Source organism: Pseudomonas sp. Tof1, from assembly GCF_055390395.1.
This window is the reverse complement of the sequence record NZ_AP024344.1, coordinates 1,660,277-1,680,315: the sequence shown is the minus strand read 5'-3', so window position 1 is coordinate 1,680,315 and position 20,039 is coordinate 1,660,277. Positions and strand designations below refer to the sequence as shown.

General features: G+C 63.4%; 20 protein-coding genes, 1 tRNA gene and 2 pseudogenes. 15 read left to right on the top strand and 8 right to left on the bottom strand.

Going from position 1 to position 20,039, the window contains the following annotated elements:
• Positions 1–151: 151 nt before the first annotated feature.
• Both ACZ5KU_RS07725 and ACZ5KU_RS07720 read right to left on the bottom strand, forming a co-directional pair.
• Positions 152–1,222 (bottom strand): AI-2E family transporter, encoded by a 1,071-nt coding sequence (locus ACZ5KU_RS07725; protein ID WP_054060227.1) that lies wholly within the window; start codon positions 1,220–1,222, stop codon positions 152–154.
• A 32-nt stretch (positions 1,223–1,254) separates the two neighbouring features.
• A complete protein-coding gene (locus ACZ5KU_RS07720; protein ID WP_054060226.1) occupies positions 1,255–1,494 on the bottom strand; it encodes a sulfurtransferase TusA family protein in 240 nt (79 codons plus the stop codon).
• Between the two features lie 129 nt (positions 1,495–1,623).
• On the opposite strand from ACZ5KU_RS07720, the pseudogene ACZ5KU_RS07715 reads away from it, so the two are divergent.
• A pseudogene (locus ACZ5KU_RS07715) lies at positions 1,624–3,056 on the top strand (M48 family metalloprotease).
• A 218-nt stretch (positions 3,057–3,274) separates the two neighbouring features.
• Here ACZ5KU_RS07715 and nadA read toward each other — a convergent pair.
• Positions 3,275–4,333, bottom strand: coding sequence for a quinolinate synthase NadA (nadA, locus tag ACZ5KU_RS07710; protein WP_464736997.1), 1,059 nt, complete (start codon positions 4,331–4,333; stop codon positions 3,275–3,277).
• Between the two features lie 386 nt (positions 4,334–4,719).
• Between nadA and coaA the strand changes: the two genes are divergently transcribed.
• The gene (coaA, locus tag ACZ5KU_RS07705; protein ID WP_054060223.1) at positions 4,720–5,646 is read left to right on the top strand and encodes a type I pantothenate kinase; all 927 of its coding nucleotides are present in this window, start codon (positions 4,720–4,722) and stop codon (positions 5,644–5,646) included.
• A gap of 68 nt (positions 5,647–5,714) precedes the next feature.
• Here coaA and ACZ5KU_RS07700 read toward each other — a convergent pair whose 3' ends face one another.
• The gene (locus ACZ5KU_RS07700) at positions 5,715–6,257 is read right to left on the bottom strand and encodes a hypothetical protein (RefSeq protein ID WP_416772253.1); all 543 of its coding nucleotides are present in this window, start codon (positions 6,255–6,257) and stop codon (positions 5,715–5,717) included.
• Positions 6,258–6,525: 268 nt separating this feature from the next.
• Between ACZ5KU_RS07700 and gspE the strand changes: the two genes are divergently transcribed.
• Genes gspE through gspD form a run of 11 tightly spaced genes read left to right on the top strand, consistent with a single transcriptional unit; the run spans position 6,526 to position 16,495 of the window.
• A complete protein-coding gene (gspE, locus tag ACZ5KU_RS07695; RefSeq protein WP_464736996.1) occupies positions 6,526–8,229 on the top strand; it encodes a type II secretion system ATPase GspE in 1,704 nt (567 codons plus the stop codon).
• 2 nt (positions 8,230–8,231) lie between these two features.
• On the top strand, positions 8,232–9,440 hold the full coding sequence (locus ACZ5KU_RS07690) for a type II secretion system F family protein (protein ID WP_464736995.1): 1,209 nt from the start codon (positions 8,232–8,234) through the stop codon (positions 9,438–9,440).
• Between the two features lie 12 nt (positions 9,441–9,452).
• A complete protein-coding gene (gene gspG / locus ACZ5KU_RS07685; protein ID WP_464736994.1) occupies positions 9,453–9,872 on the top strand; it encodes a type II secretion system major pseudopilin GspG in 420 nt (139 codons plus the stop codon).
• Positions 9,873–9,874: 2 nt separating this feature from the next.
• Entirely contained in the window at positions 9,875–10,291 is a 417-nt protein-coding gene (locus tag ACZ5KU_RS07680; RefSeq protein WP_464736993.1) for a pilus assembly FimT family protein, read from the top strand.
• A 34-nt stretch (positions 10,292–10,325) separates the two neighbouring features.
• Positions 10,326–10,697: a type IV pilus modification PilV family protein gene (locus ACZ5KU_RS07675; protein ID WP_464736992.1), complete on the top strand. Its 372-nt coding sequence runs from the start codon at positions 10,326–10,328 to the stop codon at positions 10,695–10,697.
• Positions 10,694–11,311, top strand: coding sequence for a prepilin-type N-terminal cleavage/methylation domain-containing protein (locus ACZ5KU_RS07670; protein WP_464736991.1), 618 nt, complete (start codon positions 10,694–10,696; stop codon positions 11,309–11,311). The genes ACZ5KU_RS07675 and ACZ5KU_RS07670 overlap by 4 nt, the downstream gene beginning before the upstream one ends.
• The gene (locus ACZ5KU_RS07665) at positions 11,308–12,033 is read left to right on the top strand and encodes a hypothetical protein (protein WP_464736990.1); all 726 of its coding nucleotides are present in this window, start codon (positions 11,308–11,310) and stop codon (positions 12,031–12,033) included. The genes ACZ5KU_RS07670 and ACZ5KU_RS07665 overlap by 4 nt, the downstream gene beginning before the upstream one ends.
• Entirely contained in the window at positions 12,030–13,118 is a 1,089-nt protein-coding gene (locus ACZ5KU_RS07660) for a PilN domain-containing protein (RefSeq protein ID WP_464736989.1), read from the top strand. Before ACZ5KU_RS07665 ends, ACZ5KU_RS07660 begins: the two co-directional genes overlap by 4 nt.
• The gene (gene gspM / locus ACZ5KU_RS07655) at positions 13,093–13,716 is read left to right on the top strand and encodes a type II secretion system protein GspM (RefSeq protein ID WP_054056486.1); all 624 of its coding nucleotides are present in this window, start codon (positions 13,093–13,095) and stop codon (positions 13,714–13,716) included. The genes ACZ5KU_RS07660 and gspM overlap by 26 nt, the downstream gene beginning before the upstream one ends.
• A complete protein-coding gene (locus tag ACZ5KU_RS07650) occupies positions 13,713–14,213 on the top strand; it encodes a general secretion pathway protein GspN (RefSeq protein WP_054064010.1) in 501 nt (166 codons plus the stop codon). Before gspM ends, ACZ5KU_RS07650 begins: the two co-directional genes overlap by 4 nt.
• A 23-nt stretch (positions 14,214–14,236) precedes the next feature.
• Complete coding sequence (gspD, locus tag ACZ5KU_RS07645) at positions 14,237–16,495, top strand: type II secretion system secretin GspD (protein WP_464736988.1); 2,259 nt, start codon at positions 14,237–14,239, stop codon at positions 16,493–16,495.
• Positions 16,496–16,669: 174 nt separating this feature from the next.
• Here the strand turns inward: gspD and ACZ5KU_RS07640 are convergent, their stop codons facing one another.
• Positions 16,670–16,999, bottom strand: a complete 330-nt coding sequence (locus ACZ5KU_RS07640) for a hypothetical protein (RefSeq protein WP_464736987.1) — start codon at positions 16,997–16,999, stop codon at positions 16,670–16,672.
• Between the two features lie 399 nt (positions 17,000–17,398).
• On the opposite strand from ACZ5KU_RS07640, the gene ACZ5KU_RS07635 reads away from it, so the two are divergent.
• Complete coding sequence (locus ACZ5KU_RS07635; RefSeq protein ID WP_054064007.1) at positions 17,399–17,800, top strand: antitoxin Xre-like helix-turn-helix domain-containing protein; 402 nt, start codon at positions 17,399–17,401, stop codon at positions 17,798–17,800.
• Positions 17,794–18,483, top strand: a complete 690-nt coding sequence (locus tag ACZ5KU_RS07630; RefSeq protein ID WP_464736986.1) for an RES family NAD+ phosphorylase — start codon at positions 17,794–17,796, stop codon at positions 18,481–18,483. The genes ACZ5KU_RS07635 and ACZ5KU_RS07630 overlap by 7 nt, the downstream gene beginning before the upstream one ends.
• A gap of 395 nt (positions 18,484–18,878) precedes the next feature.
• Here the strand turns inward: ACZ5KU_RS07630 and ACZ5KU_RS07625 are convergent.
• The 3 genes and pseudogenes from ACZ5KU_RS07625 to queC form a co-directional block, all read right to left on the bottom strand.
• Positions 18,879–19,131, bottom strand: a pseudogene (locus tag ACZ5KU_RS07625) (transposase); the annotation flags it as partial.
• A gap of 79 nt (positions 19,132–19,210) precedes the next feature.
• A tRNA-Lys gene (locus tag ACZ5KU_RS07620) sits at positions 19,211–19,286 on the bottom strand.
• A gap of 63 nt (positions 19,287–19,349) precedes the next feature.
• Positions 19,350–20,039 (bottom strand): 7-cyano-7-deazaguanine synthase QueC, encoded by a 690-nt coding sequence (gene queC, locus ACZ5KU_RS07615; RefSeq protein WP_464736985.1) that lies wholly within the window; start codon positions 20,037–20,039, stop codon positions 19,350–19,352.

Below are 20,039 nucleotides of genomic sequence, written 5' to 3'. Positions count from 1 at the left end.
ATCGCCGCACCGCCTGCTCCTACAGGCTGGTGTAGTACGTGAATGTTGTGATCGACACCGAACTGTAGGAGCAGGGCTTGCCCGCGAAGAGGCCCGCAAGACCGCCAAAAGCTTCGCGGGCAAGCCCGCTCCCACAAAAAAGCCAATCCTCCTACAGCAACGGCGCCACGATCGGCTCCCTGCGCGGCCAGGCATCCAGCACGGCCTTGAACAGCGTCGCCAGCGGAATGGCGAAGAACACCCCCCAGAAGCCCCACAACCCGCCAAACAGCAGCACCGCGCAGATGATCGCCACCGGGTGCAGGTTCACCGCCCCGGAGAACAGCAGCGGCACCAGCACGTTGCCATCGAGGGTCTGGATGATCCCGTAGACCGCCATCAGGTAGATGAACTGGTCGCTCCAGCCCCACTGGAACAGCGCGATCAGGGTCACCGGCACGGTCACCACCACCGCGCCGACATACGGCACCACCACCGAGAGCCCCACCAGCAGGGCCAGCAAGGCGGCGTAATTGAGGCCCAGTGCGACGAAAGCGATGTAGGTGACCCCACCGCAGATGATGATCTCGATCACCTTGCCACGGATGTAGTTGGCAATCTGCCGGTTCATTTCCTCCGCCACCCGGGTGATCAGCGCCCGCTCGCGCGGCAGGTAGCCACGCACCCAGTCGCGGATCTTCGCCCGGTCCTTGAGGAAGAAGAACACCAGGATCGGCACCAGCACCAGGTAGATCATCATGTTGACCAGCAGCGGCAGGCTGGACAGCGAGAAGGTCAGCGCCCACTGGCCGAACTTGCCGATTTCGCCCCGCGCCACCTCGATCGCCTGCAACACCTGCTCGTCGGACACCAGGTGTGGATAACGTTCCGGCAGCAACAGCAGCAACGACTGCCACTTGGCCAGCATCCCCGGCAACTCGTTGAACAGCGTGATCAACTGGTGCCAGAGCAGCGGCACCACCACCAGCATGAACAGCAACAGGCAACCCATGAACAGCGCGAACACCAGGCCGACCGCAGCCGCGCCAGGCAGGCGCATGCGCTCCAGGCCAAACACCAGGCCCTGCATCAGATAGGCCAGAACCATGCCCGCCAGGACCGGCGCGAGCATCTTGCCCAGGGTCAGCACGGCCGTGAACGCCAGGAACAGCAGAACGGCCAATACCACCGCTTCCTCGTCGGAAAAGTAGCGCTGGATCCAGTCACGTAACACTTTGAACATCAATAATCCCTAACGATTTAAGTGCTGGACATTCAGGCCTTGCGCAGCCAATAGCGATAGACCCCGGCGTCTTCCTCCTCGCGCAACAGCGTATGCCCGGCCAGTTTGGCGAAGGTGCGGAAATCCCGCTGCGAACCGGCATCGGTGGCGATCACCTTGAGTACCGCGCCGCTGGCCAGGCGATTGAGTTCAAGCTTGGCCTTGAGCAGTGGCAGCGGGCAGTTCAGGCCGCTGGCATCCAGCTCGGCGTCGTACTCTACAGCGTCGGTCATTGCTTCACTCCTGGCGGCGTGTCGGATCGGAGGGTTCGAGCCGCCTAGGATAACCCAAGCGATACCACCTCTGGTCGTCGACGTGGTGTGCGGCTACAGTAAGGGCTTTGCCGAACTAGAGCCCTGTGCATGACATTTCTGCGCCCCACCCTGCTGACGCTCGCCTGCCTGCTCGCCTCCCCCGGCTTCGCCGACGACCTGCCGTCACTCGGTGACGCCAGCTCCGCCATCGTCTCGCCCCAGCAGGAATACCAGTTGGGCCGCGCCTGGCTGAGCCTGCTGCGCAGCCAGGTCAAGCAACTGAACGATCCGCAGCTCAAGGACTACGTGGAAACCACGGTCTACAAGCTGGTCGAAACCAGCCAGGTACAGGACCGGCGCCTGGAATTCATCCTGATCGACAGCAACCAGCTCAACGCCTTCGCCGCACCCGGGGGATCATCGGGATCAACGGCGGCCTGTTCCTCAACGCCCAGACCGAAGGCGAGTACGCCTCGGTACTGGCCCACGAACTGGCGCACCTGTCGCAACGTCACTTCGCCCGCGGCGTCGAAGCCCAGCAACGCATGCAGTTGCCGATGATGGCAGCCCTGCTGACCGGGATCATCGTCGCTGCGGCCGGCGGTGGCGATGCCGGTATCGCCACCATCGCCGGGACCCAGGCCGCCGCCTTCCAGGAGAAACAGCGCTTCTCCCGCCAGAACGAGCAGGAGGCCGACCGGATCGGCATCCTCAACCTGGAGAAGGCCGGCTACGATCCGCGCAACATGCCGACCATGTTCGAACGCCTGATGCGCATCTACCGCTTCGATGCCAAGCCACCGGAATTCCTGTTGACCCACCCGGTCACCGAATCGCGGATCGCCGACACCCGCAACCGCGCCGAACAGGCCAAGCCCGGCGGTATCGAGGACAGCCTGCGCTACCAACTGATTCGCGCCCGGGTCATGCTCTCCTACGAGGATTCCCCGGGGCTGGCGGCCAAGCGCTTCCGCGCCCAACTGGACGAAAACCCCAAGTCCGAGATCGCCCGCTATGGCCTGGCCATCGCCCAGATCAAGGGCAGCCAGTTGAATGATGCGCGGGAGAACCTCAAGCCACTGCTGGCCAAGTCGCCCAACGAAATCATCTACAACCTGGCCCAGATCGAGCTCGACATCAGCAGCGGCCGCCTGCCGGATGCCGCGCAGCGCACCGAGCGGATGCTGGCCCTGTATCCGGGCAACTATCCGCTCAAGCAGCTCCAGGTCGACCTGCTGGGCAAGCAGAACAAGCCTGCCGAAGCCGAGAAGGTGCTGGTCGACCTGCTCAAGACCCGTGCGGATGACCCGGACATCTGGTACCAGATCGCCGAAACCCGTGGCCAGTCCGGCAACATCATCGGCCTGCACCAGGCGCGGGCCGAATACTTCGCCCTGGTTGGCGACTACAAGCAGGCGATCCAGCAACTGGACTTCGCCAAGCGCCGGGCGCCGAACTTCCAGCTGGCCTCGCGGATCGACGCGCGGCAGAAGGAAATGATCGACCAGGAACGCCTGGTCAAGGACATGATGGGCGGCTGACGCAAGCGCTGGCGCTCACACCGGATCCGAGGGTGATGCCGGTGGCTTGGGGGGGCGAGCCAGGCTTGCGACTGTCTTCGCGGGCAAGCCGCGCTCCTACGGATTTGCGTCGTACACCGTTTGGCGCATGACACTATCCCTTGTAGGAGCGAGGCTTGCCCGCGAAGAGGCCGCTAAGCCCTACCCGGAACCCACACACCTCGCAAAGCGAAAACGGCTCAGGCGTTGCCGCTCAGCTTCATCCGTGCCGCCTGGGTGAAGTCCAGCATCCGCTTCAAGGGGCGTACCGCCCGCGGAATGATCGACGGATCGACGAAGATCTCGTTACTGCCCTCGCGCAGGCACTGCAGCGTGCGCTCCAGGGTATTCATCGCCATCCACGGGCAGTGGGCGCAACTGCGGCACGCCGCACCGTTACCGGCGGTCGGCGCCTCGATGAAGACCTTGTCCGGACACAACTGCTGCATCTTGTAGAAGATGCCGCGATCGGTGGCGACGATGAAGGTCTTGTTCGGCAAGGTCTGCGCCGCCTTGATCAACTGGCTGGTGGAGCCGACCGCATCGGCCAGGTCGATCACCGACTCGGGCGATTCCGGGTGGACCAGGATCGCCGCATCGGGGTACAGCGCCTTCATGTCTTCCAGTTGCCGGGACTTGAATTCCTCGTGAACGATGCAGGCACCGTCCCACAGCAGCATGTCGGCGCCGGTCTGCTTCTGGATATAGCGGCCCAGGTGCTTGTCCGGCGCCCAGATGATCTTCTCGCCGTTGTCCATCAGGCTTTCGACGATTTCCAGCGCGCAACTGGAGGTCACCACCCAGTCCGCCCGCGCCTTGACCGCCGCCGAGGTGTTGGCATACACCACCACGGTGCGCTCCGGATGCTGGTCGCAGAAGGCGGAGAACTCGTCCACCGGACAGCCCAGGTCCAGCGAGCAGGTCGCGTCCAGGGTCGGCATCAGGATGCGTTTTTCCGGCGTGAGGATTTTCGCCGTCTCGCCCATGAAGCGCACACCGGCCACCAGCACGGTCTTGGCCGGGTGAGCGGCGCCGAAACGGGCCATTTCCAGGGAGTCGGACACGCAACCGCCGGTTTCCTCGGCCAGGGCCTGGATGATCGGGTCGCAGTAGAAGTGGGCCACCAGCACCGCGTCCTGAGCCTTGAGCTCGGCGGCGATTTCGGCACGGAGCGGCGCCTCCTGCTCGGCACTCAACGGTTTGGGTTGCTTGGCGTCGAGGTGGGCTTGAACCAGAAGGCGTTCGGAAATTTGCGTCATGTTCGCAAGACCTGCAAGCGCGTGAGCGCGAAAGTCGAGTATACCCCGGCCCCCGCCTCTTTCCGAAGCGGGATATTAGGCTATGTACGAAATCGCTTGAAACTTGGTTATGCGGCGTTAAAAACCGGCTCGGAATGCTCATTTACTCCAGTAAACTCCGCTTCCTCGCCGGTTTTTGCCTTGCCTAACCTGCGTTTCAAACAATTTCGTACACAGCCTAGGTGAAGCAGCGACCGGGAAGGTGAATCCATCAGGCATGGAGTGCTTTTCAGCGCCGCAAGGCTACAGAATATCCAATGGATTCAAAAGATTATTCTGACCTTCGGACAGACAGGGGCAACTCGTTGGATAATCAGCCGATTGAACAGGACGTGGAACAATAACCAATGACCGCTGATGACTATCTGGTAATGAGCCGCACGGAGTGGGCCGGACTGCGCGCCAACACCCCGCTGACGCTGTCGGAAGACGACCTGGCGGCCCTGCGCGGAGTCAACGAGGACATTTCCCTCGAGGACGTTGCCAACGTCTACCTGCCGCTGTCGCGCCTGATCAGCCTGCACGTCGGCGCGGCCCGCAACCTGGCCGGCATCAAGGACACCTTTCTCGGCCGCGCCAGCCCGCGCGGCCCCTACATCCTGGCGATCGCCGGCAGCGTCGCGGTGGGCAAGAGCACCTTCGCCCGCGTCCTGCAGGCGCTGATGGCGCGCTGGCCGGACCACCCGAACGTCGCCCTGGTCACCACCGACGGCTTCCTCTACCCCAACAGCAAGCTGGTCGCCGACGGCATCATGCACCGCAAGGGCTTCCCGGAAAGCTACGACCGCCGGCAGATGGTCAAATTCCTCGCCAACATCAAGGCCGGCGAAGACGAGGTGCGGGCGCCGATCTATTCCCACGTCAGCTACGATATCGTTCCGGACCAGTACCAGGTGGTGAATCGGCCGGACATCCTGATCTTCGAGGGGCTGAACGTGCTGCAGACCCATGGCAACGACGGCGCGCGGCCGAGCACCATCGTCTCCGACTTCTTCGACTTCTCGATCTACCTGGATGCCGACGAGCAGGATATCGAGCAGTGGTACGTCGACCGCTTCCTGCTGCTGCAGAAGACCGCGTTCCGTGCACGTGGCGCCTACTTCCGCAAACTGGCCGACCTGCCGCCCGAGGAGGCTCCGGAGGCCGCCCGGCAGATCTGGCACGACATCAACCGGGTCAACCTGCTGGAAAACATCCTGCCGACCCGCGAGCGCGCCGACCTGGTGGTGCGCAAGTCCCGCGATCATTCGGTCAGCGAGATCTGGTTGCGCTGAGCGGGCCGGGCGCAGGCACTTCAAGCGCTTGAAACGGGGGGAGCCCTGCTCCCCCGTTTTCGATGGCCTCAGATCACAACGAAGGAAATCGGGAAGCCCAGGTGCCGGACCGGTGCCGCGCCGGGAAGTAGGCAGGCCGCCAGTGCAGCGCTTATGGACGGTACCCCCGTGATGACCATCGTATGGCCAGCAGCATGTCCGCTAGTGATCAGGAAACTGCCCGCAAGAGGCCCCGGCAACAAAAAGGTCAACGGGTTGGAAGGGGCAAAGGTCGCCGCGCTCGTCGAGTTGTCATCCCAGGTGATCGTCATGTTGGTGCTCCCCGGATTCAACGTAAAACCGGTACATGAGCCGGAGCTCACGGTCGCACTCAGTTCCAATCTGGCAGGCTGAACGGTGGTCCCCACCAGGGTGCAAGTCGCCGAGGAAACGATGCTGGCTTGCACCTCTCCGACCTGAGGCGCGGCAACCGAAGTGAGGCCTGGGTCGAGGGCACCATCCAGCGTCCCCGTGCATGACACGATCACGTTGGCCGAAGCCGGTAATGCGGACAAGAGGCCCAACAGCAGAAAAACCGGGCCCAACACTTTTCTAGCAATAGAAGTGGACATGATATCGCTCCTGCGAATCTGACCATCGACCGAATGGTCGAAGGAATGGAAACCAAAACTCCTCCATCCACGCCAAGCTATCCCTGCACCTGAAAGGCCGCCTACTGTCATTTCTGACAGTTCGGACCAATGGTCATGGGGCCTTGGCGGTATGCCTGAGCCCCTGGCAAACCGACCAACGGTCAGCGGAACTGTCATTTCTGACAGTAGGCGCCCGAGGCCATCGGACTCATGCTGTACCCGAGGCATGGAGCCTGGAGAGCGCAGCATGAACGCCCTGATGTCCCCGAATCCGGACAGACTGGCCATCGACTGGCTGGTCAGCGAAGGTCGCCTGAAACGCATCGATATCGAGCGGACCCAGCAGTTGCAGGACGGCAACGCACGGCACGACTCGACCGAACTGCTCGCACGCCTGGGCCTGGTGTCCGAGCAGGACCTGGCCCAGGCCTGGTCGACCCTGCTGGAGACGCCCGTGCTGACCCTGGCGGACGCCCCCGCGCAGTTGGAGACGCCACCGGAGCTGGCACCGCGCTTTCTCAAGGAGCATTGCCTGGTCCCGCTGTCCTGCCCGGGCAGCGAGCTGCATGTGTTGATCGCCAACCCGAACCAGCCCGATGCCCTGCATGCCCTGGCCTATGCCTGCCAATGCCCGGTGCGCCTGTCCATCGGCCAACGCGGCGATATCGAGCAACTGATCGAGCGCTACTACGGACGAGGCCGCAGCGCGATGGGCACGCTGATCGAGAACCTGGAGGAAGATACCGGCAACCAAAAAACCGATATCGAACACCTCAAGGATCTCGCTTCCGAAGCCCCGGTGATCCGCCTGGTCAACCTGCTGCTGCAACGGGCCGTCGAACAACGGGCCTCGGACATCCATATCGAGCCGTTCGAGAACCAGCTCAATATCCGTTACCGCGTCGATGGCGTGCTCCAACTGGCCGAGGCGCCCCCCGTCGGCTCATCGGCCGCGGTGATCTCGCGTATCAAGATCATGGCTCGGCTGGATATCGCCGAACGCCGCCTGCCGCAGGACGGCCGCATCATGCTGCGCATGCAGGGCAAGGAGCTGGACCTGCGGGTCTCCACCGTGCCCACCAGTTTCGGCGAGTCGGTGGTGATGCGCCTGCTCGATCGCCAGACCGTGACGTTCGATTTCCAGAGCCTGGGCTTCGATGGCGCGCGCCTGGACGCCCTGCTGGGCGTGCTCGAACGGCCCCACGGCATCCTGCTGGTCACCGGCCCTACCGGCTCGGGCAAGACCACCACCCTGTACACCGCCCTGTCGCGGCTCAATACCGCCGAACGCAAGATCATCACCGTCGAGGACCCGGTCGAATACCAGTTGGAGGGGATCAATCAGATCCAGGTCAAGCCGGGTATCGGCCTGGATTTCGCCAAAGTACTGCGTTCCATCGTGCGCCAGGACCCGGACGTGATCATGATCGGCGAAATGCGCGACCTGGAAACCTGCCGGATCGCCATCCAGTCCTCGCTGACCGGCCACCTGGTGCTGTCCACCCTGCACACCAACAGCGCCGCCGCCAGCATCACCCGCCTGCTCGACATGGGCGTCGAAAGCTACCTGATCGCCTCGACAGTCAACGGCATTCTCGCCCAGCGCCTGGTGCGCAGGCTGGCCCCCGAGTGGCGGGAAAGCTTCGAGGCGCCAGCGGAACTGGTGGCCGAGCATCAACTGCAGCGCTTTACCGACGAACGTCCGATCCGCCTCTACCGCCCCCGCGCGGATGCCCCCGGCAGTGGTTATCGCGGACGCAGCGCCCTCAGTGAACTGCTGGTGATGAACGAAAGCCTGCGCTCGCTGCTCATGCGCCACGCCGATGCCGCGACCCTGGAACAGGCGGCCCGCGCCGGCGGGCTGCGAACCCTGTACGAGGACGGCTTGCGCCAGGCCCTGGCGGGTATCACCAGCCTGGAAGAAGTCCTGCGCGTCACCCAGGGCGAATAGCCATGGAACACTATCGCTATCGCGCCCTCGACCCGAACGGCAACCCCCTCGACGGGGCACTCGATGCAGCGGACGACGACGAAGCCGCCAGCCAGTTGCAGGAACGTGGCCTGCTGATCCTGCAACTCGAACCGGCGCTGGCCGGCAGTGCCGTCAGCGGGTCGTGGTTCCATCCTGCCCCCCTGGCCGGCCAGGACCTGGAGCGGTTCACCCTGCAACTGGCCACGCTGCTCGATGCCGGCCAGCCGCTGGAGCGAGCGCTCACGACCCTGGTTCGTCAGCCGGGCAAACCCCAGGCGCGGCGCCTGCTCGAACGCCTCCATGAGGGGGTCAAGGGCGGCCAGCCGTTGTCGGCGGTCATGGCCGCCGAGGGCCCGTCCTTCTCGCCGTTGTACCTCAGCCTGGTGCGCGCCGGAGAAGCCGGCGGTGCCCTGGGCGATACGCTGGGACACCTGGCCGCCTACCTGGAACGGACCCGGAAAGTCCGTGGCGAGGTGATCAACGCACTGATCTATCCGGCCTTCCTGCTGGTTGGCGTGCTGGGTTCGCTGGTCCTGCTGCTGGCCTATGTGGTGCCGCAGTTCGTGCCGATCTTCAGCGGCCTGGGCGTACCCGTCCCGCTGATCACCGAAGTGATCCTCGCCCTCGGCCAGTTTCTGGGCCACTACTTCCTGCCTCTGTTCGGGGCCATGCTCCTGCTGCTCGCCTGGCTGGTCCAGCACCTGCGAACGACCCGGGGTCGCCTGCAATACCACCGCCTGATGCTCCGCGCACGGGTCATCGGCCCCCTGCTGTTACGCCTGGAAACCGCGCGGCTGGCCCATACGCTGGGCACGCTGCTGGGCCAGGGAGTCGCCCTGGTCGGCGCGTTCGACATCGCCCGCCAGGTCTGCCGCAACCAGGTACTGCGCGATTCGGTCGAGCAGACCATCGTCAAGGTCAAGGACGGCAGCCCGTTGTCGACCGCCCTGCACGCCACCGCGACCTTCCCGGAACTGGCGATCCAGATGATTCAGGTCGGTGAGGAGTCTGGGCAACTGGAACGGATGCTGCTCAAGGTCGCGAGCATTTTCGACGCCGAGGCCAAACGCCATATCGATCGCCTGCTCGCCGCCCTGGTCCCCGGCATGACGCTGCTGATGGCGGCGCTGGTGGGCGTGATCATGCTGGCGATCATGCTGCCGCTGATGAGCCTGACCAATAACCTCTGAAGGGAATCCACCATGCGTCGCAAGCATTCGCTGTACCGTCACCCCGGTTTCACCCTGCTGGAAATGCTCGCCGTGATCGTGCTGCTCGGGGTGATCGCCACCATCGTCGTGCGCCAGGTCGGGGCCAATATCGACAAGGGCAAGTACGGCGCGGGCAAGGCACAACTGGCCAGCCTGTCGATGAAGATCGAAGGCTACGCCCTGGACGTCGGCGCGCCGCCCAGGGAACTGCTCGACTTGACGAATGCGCCGGCCAATGTCCACCACTGGAACGGGCCCTATGCCAAACCCAGCGACCTGCTGGACCCCTACGGTCATGGCTTCGGCTATCGCGCCCCCGGTGCCCATGGTGCCTTCGACCTGGTCTTCCTCGGCAAGGACGGACAACCCGGCGGCGATGGCTACAACGCCGACCTGGGCAACTGGGAATAGCCATGACCGGCCTCGGTGTCGCACGGGGGTTCACCCTGCTGGAAATGCTGGTGGTGCTGCTGATCATCGCGACCGGTGTCAGCCTGCTGGCCCATGGCGTTGCCGGCGGCCTGGACAACGCCCGCGAACGCCAGGCCCGACGCGAACTGGGCCTGGCCCTGCGCAGTGCCCGCAACCACGCCGTGCTGAGCGGGCAACCGGCCACCTTGCACGTGGATCTGCTGCGCAACAGTTATCGAGTCGACAACCAGGCCGAACAGCGCCTGCCCGAGGGCATGCACCTGCGCCTGACCACCGCCGCCGACCTGTCATCGTCCGGGAGGGGGCGATCGAGTTCTACCCGGATGGCGGCTCCAGTGGCGGCAACATTTACCTGCAACGCGGTGCGAACAGTTGGCGGGTGGATGTCGCCTGGCTGACCGGCAAGGTCAGTTGGCAGGACGGGGTGCGGCCATGAACGGCGCGGCCCAGAACGGTTTCACCCTGCTGGAGATGCTCGCCGCCGTGCTCCTGCTGAGCATCGGTTTTGCCGTTTACCTCAACGCCATGGGCACGACGAGCCAGGCCTTGCTGCACGACGAGCAGAGCACCCGCATGGCCCTGCTGGCCAGGAGTCTGTTCGACGAGCAGCGTCGCGACCCGCTCAAGCCGGGGCATTGGCACGGCAGCCTGGCGCAGGTGCAATGGCAACTCACTGCCACTGCCCAACCCGGCGCTGCGCCGGTCGACCTCTATCGGCTGGAACTGGTGCTGGAACAGGATGGCCGCCAGGAGCGCTTCGTCACGTTGCGTGCCCAGGGCCAGGTCGCAGGAGCCCGACCATGACAGCACGCCAGCACGGCTTCACCTTGCTGGAAGTGCTGATCGCCCTCGGCCTGCTCGGGCTGCTGATACTGCTGATCGCCTCGACGCTGACCGCCAGCAGCCGTACCCAGGAGCTGGGCGAACGTTATTCCAGCCGCCTGGACGAGATCCGCTCGGCCCAGGACTTTCTCAGAAGCTCAGCGCAACAGGCCTACCCCACCGCGTTTCGCCGGGATGACACGAACAACGGCACAGTGTTCGAGGGTGAGCACGAACAGTTGAGCCTGGTCGCCCCACTGCCGACACGGCTGGCAGGTGGCCTGCCCCTGCAGGTGTTCTCGCTGATCCAAGACCGTAACGGATCGAAGAACCTGCAAGTGGCCTTCTTCCAGTTCGACGACCGTGGCCTGCATCCCTGGGCAGAACCGCAGGTCCTGCTGCACGATCTGGAGCACTGGCAGTTGAACTACCGCGGCCTGGACAATGCCTTGCACCCCACCGACTGGCTGCCGCGCTGGCCGTGGCCGGAGCGCCTGCCGCTGGCGCTGCGTATCGAACTGCAACCCGATGGCCCGATCAGTTGGCCGCCATTGGAGATCGCCCTGCGCCTCAGCGATGCCCAGGCCTCGCCATGAAGACCCCGAGCCTGCACGACACCCGCGGGGCTGCACTGGTCCTGGCGCTCTGGGCCCTGGCGCTGCTGAGCCTGATGATGGCCGTGGTGGTGGGTTCGGTGCGCCTGGAAAACCGCCAGAGCGCCTATGCCCTGCAGCGCACCCGTGCCCTGCTCGCGGCCGAGTCGGGGCTGGCCCGGGTGGTGCAGGATCTCTCAGGCAAAACGCCCACCATGATCGCCGATGGCCGCCGCTATCACCTGACGATCGAAGATGCCCAACTGAGCCTCGAACTGCACAGCGAACGCGGCAAGATCGATCTGAACCAGGTCAGCGCCGAAGACTTCGAGCAAGTCGTGCGGTACCTGGGGGCCAGCCCCGGGCAGGCTCGCCGGTTGAGTCGGGAGCTGGCGGAACGGCGCAGCGCCAGCAACCCGCCAAGGAGCGTCGAGGCGCTTCAGTTGTTCGCGGCGATGGATCGTCCGCTCTACGCCCGCCTGGCCCCGAACCTGACGCTCTGGACCGGCCAGGCGCGACCCGATCCGGACCTTGCCACCGCGCCGCTGCGAGCCGCGCTCAAGCTACCGCCCCCCGTACTCGAAAGCTCTGCCGGCCCCCTCTACAGCGCCCGGATAAAGGCCACGTTGCCCCCAGCGGTTTCGGCAACCCTGAGCGTGACCTTCCTGCTCAATCCCCAGGCAGGCGGCCTGCAGCTCTATCGCGTGTTGCGGTGGCAGGAATGAAGACACCCGAAAACCGCTGGCTCGGCCCACTGCGGCAGGCCACACGTCAGTTCTCGCAGCGCTGGCACGCTTCGCCTCTGCCACGGTTCCTGCGCTGGTGGCGACGGGAACTGCTGGGGTGCCTGCCCCGGCGCTGGCGCGAGCGCCTGGCCGCGGCGAACCGGGAACAGTTGCTGTATTGGCCCGAACAGGGTTTGCCTGCCCCCCGCACGGCCGGTGAGTCGCTGGCGGGCCAGCGCCAGGTCCTGCTGATGCCCAACACGCAGGTCCTGCTCGCCCACGTGCAACTGCCCCATGCCGCCGCCCTGCAGGTGCATGCGGCCCTGGCCTTCGAAATGGACAAGTACACGCCGTTCAAGGCTGCCCAGGTCTATTTCGATGCCGTCTGCGATAGCCCGCCGGAGCGGACTCGAGCGGTGTTCGACCTGCCCCTGGTGGCCGCCCTGCGCGAGCGGATCGACACGATCCTCGATGAAGCCGCACGACACGGCTGGCGCATCGATGCCATCGACGCTCTGGATCGCGACGGTTCGCGCCTGAACGTCAACCTGCTGGCACTGCACCGCCGTCCGCAGGCGCGCCACCCGGTCCGCCGGCTGCAATTGGGGCTCGCCCTGCTCGGCGCCGGGCTGGTGCTGCTCGCCATGTTGCTGTGGGTGCATGGCCGCCAATCGGCACTGGATACCATGGGCGCCGAGGTCGACGCGCTGCGCAACGATACCCGACAGCTTGAAGTATTGCGCCAACAGCTCGATGAACTGCTCGACACCGGGCGCTACGTGCAGACCCAAAAAGCCCAGTCGCTGCCCAGGACGGCCCTGCTGCAGGAACTGACCGACTGCATACCCGCCGACACCTGGCTGGAACAGTTGACCATCGATGCCCAGGATCGCCTGACCCTCAGCGCGCAAAGCAGCCGGGCCAGCGAGCTGATCGGCAGGATGAAGCACTGCGCGCACCTGCAGGACCTGCAATTCCAGGGCGTGATCCAGGCCGATGCGAACACCGGCCAGGACCGCCTCAATCTCACCGCCCGACTGCGTTCCCGGGAGGCACGACATGCCGCTACGCCTGACACACCGTGACCAGCGGGCGGCGGCCCTGATACTGGCCGTACTGTGCCTGAGCGCCGTCTATTTCATCGGTATCCACTGGTGGTTCACCGCCCCCCTGCAATCGATCGAGGCGAACATGGCGGCATTGCGCATCCAGCACCAGCGCTACCAGGCGCTTGAAGCCCATCGCCCACGGCTGCAGGCGCAACTGGCCCAGGCCCGGAGCACGCCGGCGGGCAACGACAGCCTGCTGCCGGATGCCGACGCCGGTACCGCCACCGCGCAGCTCATGCAGTGGGTGGTGGCCAAGGTCCAGGCGCTGCCGCCGGACAACGGTGGTTGCACGATGAACAACCGTATCCCGATGGCCGTCGCAGACAACGCGCCCTATCGCCAGGTCAAGGTCAGCGTCAGCCTGGACTGTGCCATTGCCCCGCTGGTGACGCTGCTCCACGGCCTGGAGAACCAGCAGGTGGCGCTGTTCGTCGAAACCCTCGACATACGCAGGAACCCGCTTGCGGCGACCGGGACCGCCCAGCGCCTGGCGGTACAACTGCAAATCAGCGCCTACCTGGGCAACCCGCCGGATAAAACCCTCCCCACCCGGAAAGGGGCGCCGTCCACATGAAAATCCCCGACCGACTCACGCTCTGCCTGGGCGCTTTCGTGGTGTCGATGGCGACCCTGTGCCTGGCCTTGTTCGAGGGGCTTGGCACGGGTATCGAGTGGGGCCCAGAGCCGGAGGCCCCGCCGCCGGTGGCACCTGCGGCCACCGTGAAGCCCGAAGCGGCACCTGCACTGTCGTCCTATGCCGGGATATGGCAGCGACCGCTGTTCAATCGCGACCGCCAGGCCGATCCGTCGGACCCGGCAGCCACTGGCGACCACGATACGCAAGCGCTCGCCGGCCTGTCGCTGAACGGCATCGCCGTTTCCACGAGCCTGCGCAAGGCGCTGTTCAAGACCTCCGACGGCAAGAGCCTGAGCGCCGCGCAGGGGGATGTCCTGCCCAACGGCTGGCGGGTCGAACGGATAACCGCTGAAAAAGTCTCGCTGAGCTTCAGGTCCAGCGAGCAGGAACTGAGCATCCCCGTTTTGAAATTGCCGGCCACCGCCGCGCATTAGACGCTCTACAAGGATGAATCGATGTGATCGAACGAATCGCCCGGCCCTGCCTGATCGGCGTCATCCTGCTCGCGGGCTGCACCTCGCCCGTGACCGATGAAGTTCAAGATGACCTGTTGCTGCGCCAGGGACTCGCGGGCACGGGCACGGATCGACCGCACCAGGAACCCGCGACGGTACCTGCCGCGGTCCCCCTGGCGCCCTACCCGGCACCGCCGGTTTCAGGCCCGTCGATCATCCGCAGCAGCCCGGGTGTGGCCAGCCATGAGCGCGCGACCGCAAGGCCGCGCCCGTCCCCGGCAGACGATGCCGGAACGATGCTCAACTTCGCCAACGTACCGATCCAGGCGGTGGTCAACGTCATCCTCGGTGATGTGCTCAAGCAGAACTATGGTATCGGCCAGGGGGTGACGGGGGACGTGACCTTCTCGACCTCGAAACCGGTGGACAAGGCCCAGGCCTTTTCCATTCTCGAAACGCTGCTGTCCTGGACCAACAACGCGATCGTCCGCCAGGGCGAGCGTTATCTGGTTCTGCCGGCCAACCAGGCGGTCGCGGGCCAGCTCACGCCCAGCCAATCCATTGCCCCCCCAGGCAATGGCCTGAGCGCGCGTTTTTTCGTGCTGAACTACATCGCAGCGCTCGATATGCAGAAGCTGCTCAAGCCGTTTGCCCGCGAGAGTGCCTTTTTGGTCGTCGATACCTCGCGCAATGCGCTGGTGATGGCCGGCACCCCGGAGGAGCTGAACAACTACCAGCAGACCATCGACACCTTCGACGTCAACTGGCTCAAGGGCATGTCCATCGGCGTCTTCAATCTCAAGCGGGCCAATGTCACGCAACTGATGCCTGAACTCGATCGCCTGTTCGGCGCCCAGAGCGGTACACCGCTGGCGGGCATGCTGCGCCTGCTGCCTATCGAACGCACCAATGCGATTGTCGCCATCTCGTCACAACCGGAATACCTCAACGATGTGCGCCGCTGGATCGACACCATCGACCAGGGCGGCGGCGATGAGCCGCAGATGTATGTCTACGACGTGCGCAACATGAAGGCGACCGACCTGGCCCGTTACCTGCGCCAGATCTATAGCGACGAGCCGGTCACCGAGGATGCCGCGGCGCAGGTCGCGCCGGGATTGCGCACCGTGACGCTGACCAGTAACGGTTTCGGCAACGGGCCGGGCGCAGCGGCCGGCAACGGCCTCGGGTTGCCCGGCAACACCGGTGGCAGCCAGAGCCTGCCGCCGCCGGTGAGAAACGACGCCGACACCCCTGTCTCGCCGGACCGGGCAGCGGACGACTTGCAACTGGGGCCACCCACTGCCGCGAATACCTCAAGGGCGAGGCCCGATGCCAGCAACCCGACGAACTCGGTACGCATTTCCGCGCAAAAAAGCAGCAACCAACTGCTGGTGCGCAGCCGGCCGAGCCAATGGGCCGAGATCCAGTCGGCCATTCAACGGCTCGACAACACACCGCTGCAGGTACAGATCGAAACGCGGATTCTGGAAGTCAGCCTGACCGGCTCGCTGAACCTCGGGGTGCAATGGTACCTGGGGCGCCTGGCCGGCAACGCCACCACCAAGGGCATCGAAAACGCCTCCGGCAGCCAAGGGGCGCTGGGCCAGGGCGGCGCGGCCCTGGGCAGCACCGACGCGCTGTTCTACTCGTTCGTCAGCAACAACCTGCAAGTGGCCCTGCACGCCCTGGAGACCGAGGGCAACACCCGCGTGCTGTCGGCCCCGTCGCTGGTGGTGATGAACAACCAGCAGGCGCAGATTCAGGTTGGCGACAACATCCCGATCAACCAGACCACCATCAATACCAATACCACCACCATCAGCACCAGCTCGGTGCAATACATCCAGACCGGCGTGATCCTCGACGTGGTGCCCCGGATCAACCCCGGCGGCCTGGTGTACCTGGATATCCAGCAACAGGTCAGCAACGCCAGCAGCACCGTCGATGCCAACGGCAACCCGACCATCTCCACCCGGGCGGTGTCGACCCAGGTGGCGGTACAAAGCGGGCAGACCATCCTGCTCGGCGGCCTGATCAAGCAGAACGAAAATGGCAGCGACAACAGCGTGCCGTACCTGGGTCGGGTTCCCGGCCTGCGCTGGTTGTTCGGCAATACCCGTCGCCAGCGTGGTCGCTCGGAACTGATCGTGCTGATCACGCCCCGGGTGATCACCAGCAACAGCGAGGCCAGGCAGATCACCGACGAGTATCGCCAGCAGATGCAGTTGATGAAGCCCATTCAGGCCAAGGTCAGGTAGGTTCGCCAGCGCCCATGAATGGTCGGATCAGTTGGGACGGCTCGACACGCGGGCTGGGAATGGAGGGCCGGACTTGCCGCGCTACAGTTCTGTGGCGACGGTCTTGGCTTTCTTCGGCGTGACACCGTACCGTTGCTTGTAGAGCTTGATGAAGTGGGAGGTATTTTCATATCCCTACTTTGCGATCAGCTTGTCGTCGAAAAACAGCAGCACCGCCTCGAAGATATCGCTGCCAGTCACGTAGTCCGACACCGTATAAACGCCTTTGGAGAGGAAGATCAGATGATTCTCGTCGACGACATTGGCCACTCTGTCATAGTCGCGAATAATCTGCTTGCCCTGCTTGATGTAGACGATCAACGGCGTGGCGATATAGATCGCCTTGTTTTCCAGATTCGTTTCAAGTGTTTTATGGAGGATGGAAGAGCCACCGTCAGCAAGAACAGGCTTTACGTTGCGCATCGAGTAAAGCGCTGCCGGTACGACTTCGAGTGTCATTGCCATGGCTACTCACCAGGGACAGCATCGCGTAGCGCGGCATAACGTTCCATTGACCGCTCGAGACCAACTGGTCGACGTGGATGCCATGCATTTCACGCGAATCCCAAACCTCCACCAGCGTGAACGCGAGCGGATGAGATTTTTAGAGCCAAAATCGAGTGTCTGTTTGCGAGGCGCCAAACCCAAGCACCGGACAATTCCCTTTTCCTCGCCTGAACACTCCTGGAAAGCCCTCTCGCCTTGTGCCTGGTCCGCTCAATAGTCTTTCGCCTGTCGCTGCAAGGCCTGCGATCCAGGTCTGGAAACCTGAAATATCCCTGTGGCCGGACAAGCGCAAAATTGATCTGAAGACTAAATATTCGTATATTTCAATCTAAAGACCAAGCAATCGGAGTGCCAGACATGAGCCAAGCCCCCCCTGCACGGACACCGTCCACAAAGGATGCCGGCGCAGTTGCGCTGCGCACCGCAGTCACCATCATGGAACGCTGGAAAGCAACCCCCAAGGAGATCGAGAACACCCTTCGCATATCGCGCAGCACCTACTCGCGCGTCAAGGAACAAGGTCGCACCGTGAGCCTGGATGATGACCAGCTCGCCCGTATCAGCCTCATCCTGAACGTTCATGGTGCGCTTAGAACGGTCTTCGACAACCCGGAAAACGTGTATGGCTTTCCACGGATGGCCAACGACAACGATTTTTTCGAAGGCAGAACCCCGCTGGAAATCATGGCCACCGGCTCGTTCATCAACCTGTACGAAACTTTCCGTCGAATTGACGCCTTGCGAGGCGCCCAATGGTAAACGCCGCTGATCTGAACGTGCTGCGCAGTGAGGGCGCCATCAAGTCGTATCGGCTGGTGAACTCCAAGTTTCCTCCTATCGCTCTGTTCGATGACGTGGCCAACGCTGACGAGTTCGATATTCTTTACCAAGTTCAGGCCTTGACCAATCCCCGCCTGCAGAACGAAGTGGGCACCATCAACCTGATTCCGCTCAGCGAAATCCCTTTTGGCATCACCGGCTGCTCCTACGCCACCGCGCCATTTACCCACGTGAACCCTGATGGATCCCGCTTCGGCGATGGATCGTTCGGCATGCTGTACCTGGCTGACACCATGGATACTGCCATCGCCGAGGTTCGCCATCACCAAGAGGCGTACTGGAGTAAAGTGCAAGGACTGAACTACGAGCGCTTCGTCTTTCGTGGTCTGACTTGCCAATTCGATGAGGTGGGTGTACTGGACGCTACTGTGCTACCCATGACGCACCCGATTTACGCACCAGACGATTACAGCGCTTCCAGAGCGCTCGGCCGTGATGTGAAGAAGGCCAAGGCCCCAGGCCTGCGCTATCGCTCCGTTCGTTCGCCGGGCAATACCTGCTGGGCGCTGACCACCCCTCGACACGTTGCCTCGATCATCCAATCGAGCCATTACGAAATGATTTGGAACAAGCAAATCACCAGCGTGAATAAGCTCGTGTAAAGTGCGTGATGTCGAGTAGAAAATAAATCTGAGAATCATCTAGCCGGACTCCCCACCTCACAGAGGTAGCACAAGATTCAAGGTGCGAATATTACTTTTTGCTACGAGGAGGCCATGATGAAATTCTGTGGCATAGACCTGCATTCGAACAATAGCGTTGTGGGGGTTACCCACGAAATGGATCGAACCCAGGTCAGTCGACTCTGTCCCAACGAGTTAACGAATATCCTCGATCTGCTTGAGCCCCATCGCACCGAGCTGGTCGTGCAGTATACGCGTCAACCTACAACTGGTATTGGCGGGTGGATGGCCTCATGGCCGCTGGCTACGACGTCCGACTGGCCAATCCGGTTGCAATGAAACGCTACGAGGGTTTAAAGCATTCTGACGACAAGGATGCCCACCACCTCAGGGCGACGTTTGATCTCGGCGTTCAACCGCCCCATCGGGGTTGGTGCTGTGAAGCTGCTGCCAGTGGGCCTTGAAGGCCATGTGCGCCAGCCCTTCACTCTCGCAGCCGTTCATCAACGTTGCGATCTTGGGGTATTTTTCGCGCAACTGATCGGCGACCAGGCGCCACTGCTGGTGGCATTCGGTGCCGCTGCCCCGGGCGAAAGTCGTGCGCAGAAGCGCCGCCACCATGGTGCGCGCGCGCCTTGCAGACGAAAAAAAATCCGGAAATCCTCACTGTCGTGGGCCTTCCGGATTCTTCGAGTACTGCTGAATATGGTGGGTCGTGTAGGATTCGAACCTACGACCAATTGGTTAAAAGCCAACTGCTCTACCAACTGAGCTAACGACCCGCTGTGTGGTGGCGCGTATAATACTGATTTATAACGGGAATTCAACACCCTACGCGAAAAAAATTAAAAATATTTCGTGGGGTCGTCGATTCCGGCCGCGGCGAAGCCTTCCGCGCGCAGACGGCAGCTGTCACATTTCCCACAGGCAAAGCCGTTGGCATCCGCTTGATAGCAGGACACGGTCAGCGAATAGTCGACCCCAAGGCGCACACCTTCACGCACGATATCGGCCTTGCTGAGGTTCTGCAGCGGTGCCTGGATCCGGAAGCCGTCGCCCTCGACGCCGGCCTTGGTCGCCAGGTTGGCCAGGGTTTCGAAGGCCTCGACGAACTCGGGACGGCAATCCGGGTAGCCGGAGTAGTCCACCGCGTTCACCCCGATGAAGATGTCCCGCGCACCCAGCACCTCGGCCCAGCCCAGCGCCAGGGACAGGAACACCGTGTTGCGTGCCGGCACGTAGGTCACCGGAATGCCCTCGCCCGGTGTCTCGGGCACGTCGATGGAACTGTCGGTCAGCGCCGAGCCGCCAATGCCGTTGAGGTTCAGACCGATGACCTTGTGCTCCACTGCACCCAGGTCGCGGGCCACCCGCTCGGCGGCCTGCAGTTCGGCACGGTGACGCTGGCCGTAGTCGAAGCTCATGGTGTAGCAGCTGTAGCCCTGGGCACGCGCCATGGCCACCACGGTCGCCGAGTCGAGGCCGCCGGACAGCAGGATTACCGCTTTCTTTTCAGTGCTTGCTTGAGTGGTCAT

What these genes read in the sequence shown, in the direction of transcription:
- ACZ5KU_RS07670 (WP_464736991.1), top strand. Translation starts at nt 10,694, where the DNA reads ATGACAGCACGCCAGCACGGCTTCACCTTGCTGGAAGTGCTGATCGCC.
- gspG (WP_464736994.1), top strand. Translation starts at nt 9,453, where the DNA reads ATGCGTCGCAAGCATTCGCTGTACCGTCACCCCGGTTTCACCCTGCTG.
- gspM (WP_054056486.1), top strand. Translation starts at nt 13,093, where the DNA reads ATGCCGCTACGCCTGACACACCGTGACCAGCGGGCGGCGGCCCTGATA.
- queC (WP_464736985.1), bottom strand. Translation starts at nt 20,039, where the DNA reads ATGACCACTCAAGCAAGCACTGAAAAGAAAGCGGTAATCCTGCTGTCC.
- ACZ5KU_RS07630 (WP_464736986.1), top strand. Translation starts at nt 17,794, where the DNA reads ATGGTAAACGCCGCTGATCTGAACGTGCTGCGCAGTGAGGGCGCCATC.
- ACZ5KU_RS07640 (WP_464736987.1), bottom strand. Translation starts at nt 16,999, where the DNA reads ATGGCAATGACACTCGAAGTCGTACCGGCAGCGCTTTACTCGATGCGC.
- ACZ5KU_RS07665 (WP_464736990.1), top strand. Translation starts at nt 11,308, where the DNA reads ATGAAGACCCCGAGCCTGCACGACACCCGCGGGGCTGCACTGGTCCTG.
- ACZ5KU_RS07650 (WP_054064010.1), top strand. Translation starts at nt 13,713, where the DNA reads ATGAAAATCCCCGACCGACTCACGCTCTGCCTGGGCGCTTTCGTGGTG.
- coaA (WP_054060223.1), top strand. Translation starts at nt 4,720, where the DNA reads ATGACCGCTGATGACTATCTGGTAATGAGCCGCACGGAGTGGGCCGGA.
- ACZ5KU_RS07700 (WP_416772253.1), bottom strand. Translation starts at nt 6,257, where the DNA reads ATGTCCACTTCTATTGCTAGAAAAGTGTTGGGCCCGGTTTTTCTGCTG.
- ACZ5KU_RS07680 (WP_464736993.1), top strand. Translation starts at nt 9,875, where the DNA reads ATGACCGGCCTCGGTGTCGCACGGGGGTTCACCCTGCTGGAAATGCTG.
- ACZ5KU_RS07690 (WP_464736995.1), top strand. Translation starts at nt 8,232, where the DNA reads ATGGAACACTATCGCTATCGCGCCCTCGACCCGAACGGCAACCCCCTC.
- gspE (WP_464736996.1), top strand. Translation starts at nt 6,526, where the DNA reads ATGAACGCCCTGATGTCCCCGAATCCGGACAGACTGGCCATCGACTGG.
- ACZ5KU_RS07635 (WP_054064007.1), top strand. Translation starts at nt 17,399, where the DNA reads ATGAGCCAAGCCCCCCCTGCACGGACACCGTCCACAAAGGATGCCGGC.
- ACZ5KU_RS07675 (WP_464736992.1), top strand. Translation starts at nt 10,326, where the DNA reads ATGAACGGCGCGGCCCAGAACGGTTTCACCCTGCTGGAGATGCTCGCC.
- nadA (WP_464736997.1), bottom strand. Translation starts at nt 4,333, where the DNA reads ATGACGCAAATTTCCGAACGCCTTCTGGTTCAAGCCCACCTCGACGCC.
- ACZ5KU_RS07660 (WP_464736989.1), top strand. Translation starts at nt 12,030, where the DNA reads ATGAAGACACCCGAAAACCGCTGGCTCGGCCCACTGCGGCAGGCCACA.
- ACZ5KU_RS07720 (WP_054060226.1), bottom strand. Translation starts at nt 1,494, where the DNA reads ATGACCGACGCTGTAGAGTACGACGCCGAGCTGGATGCCAGCGGCCTG.
- ACZ5KU_RS07725 (WP_054060227.1), bottom strand. Translation starts at nt 1,222, where the DNA reads ATGTTCAAAGTGTTACGTGACTGGATCCAGCGCTACTTTTCCGACGAG.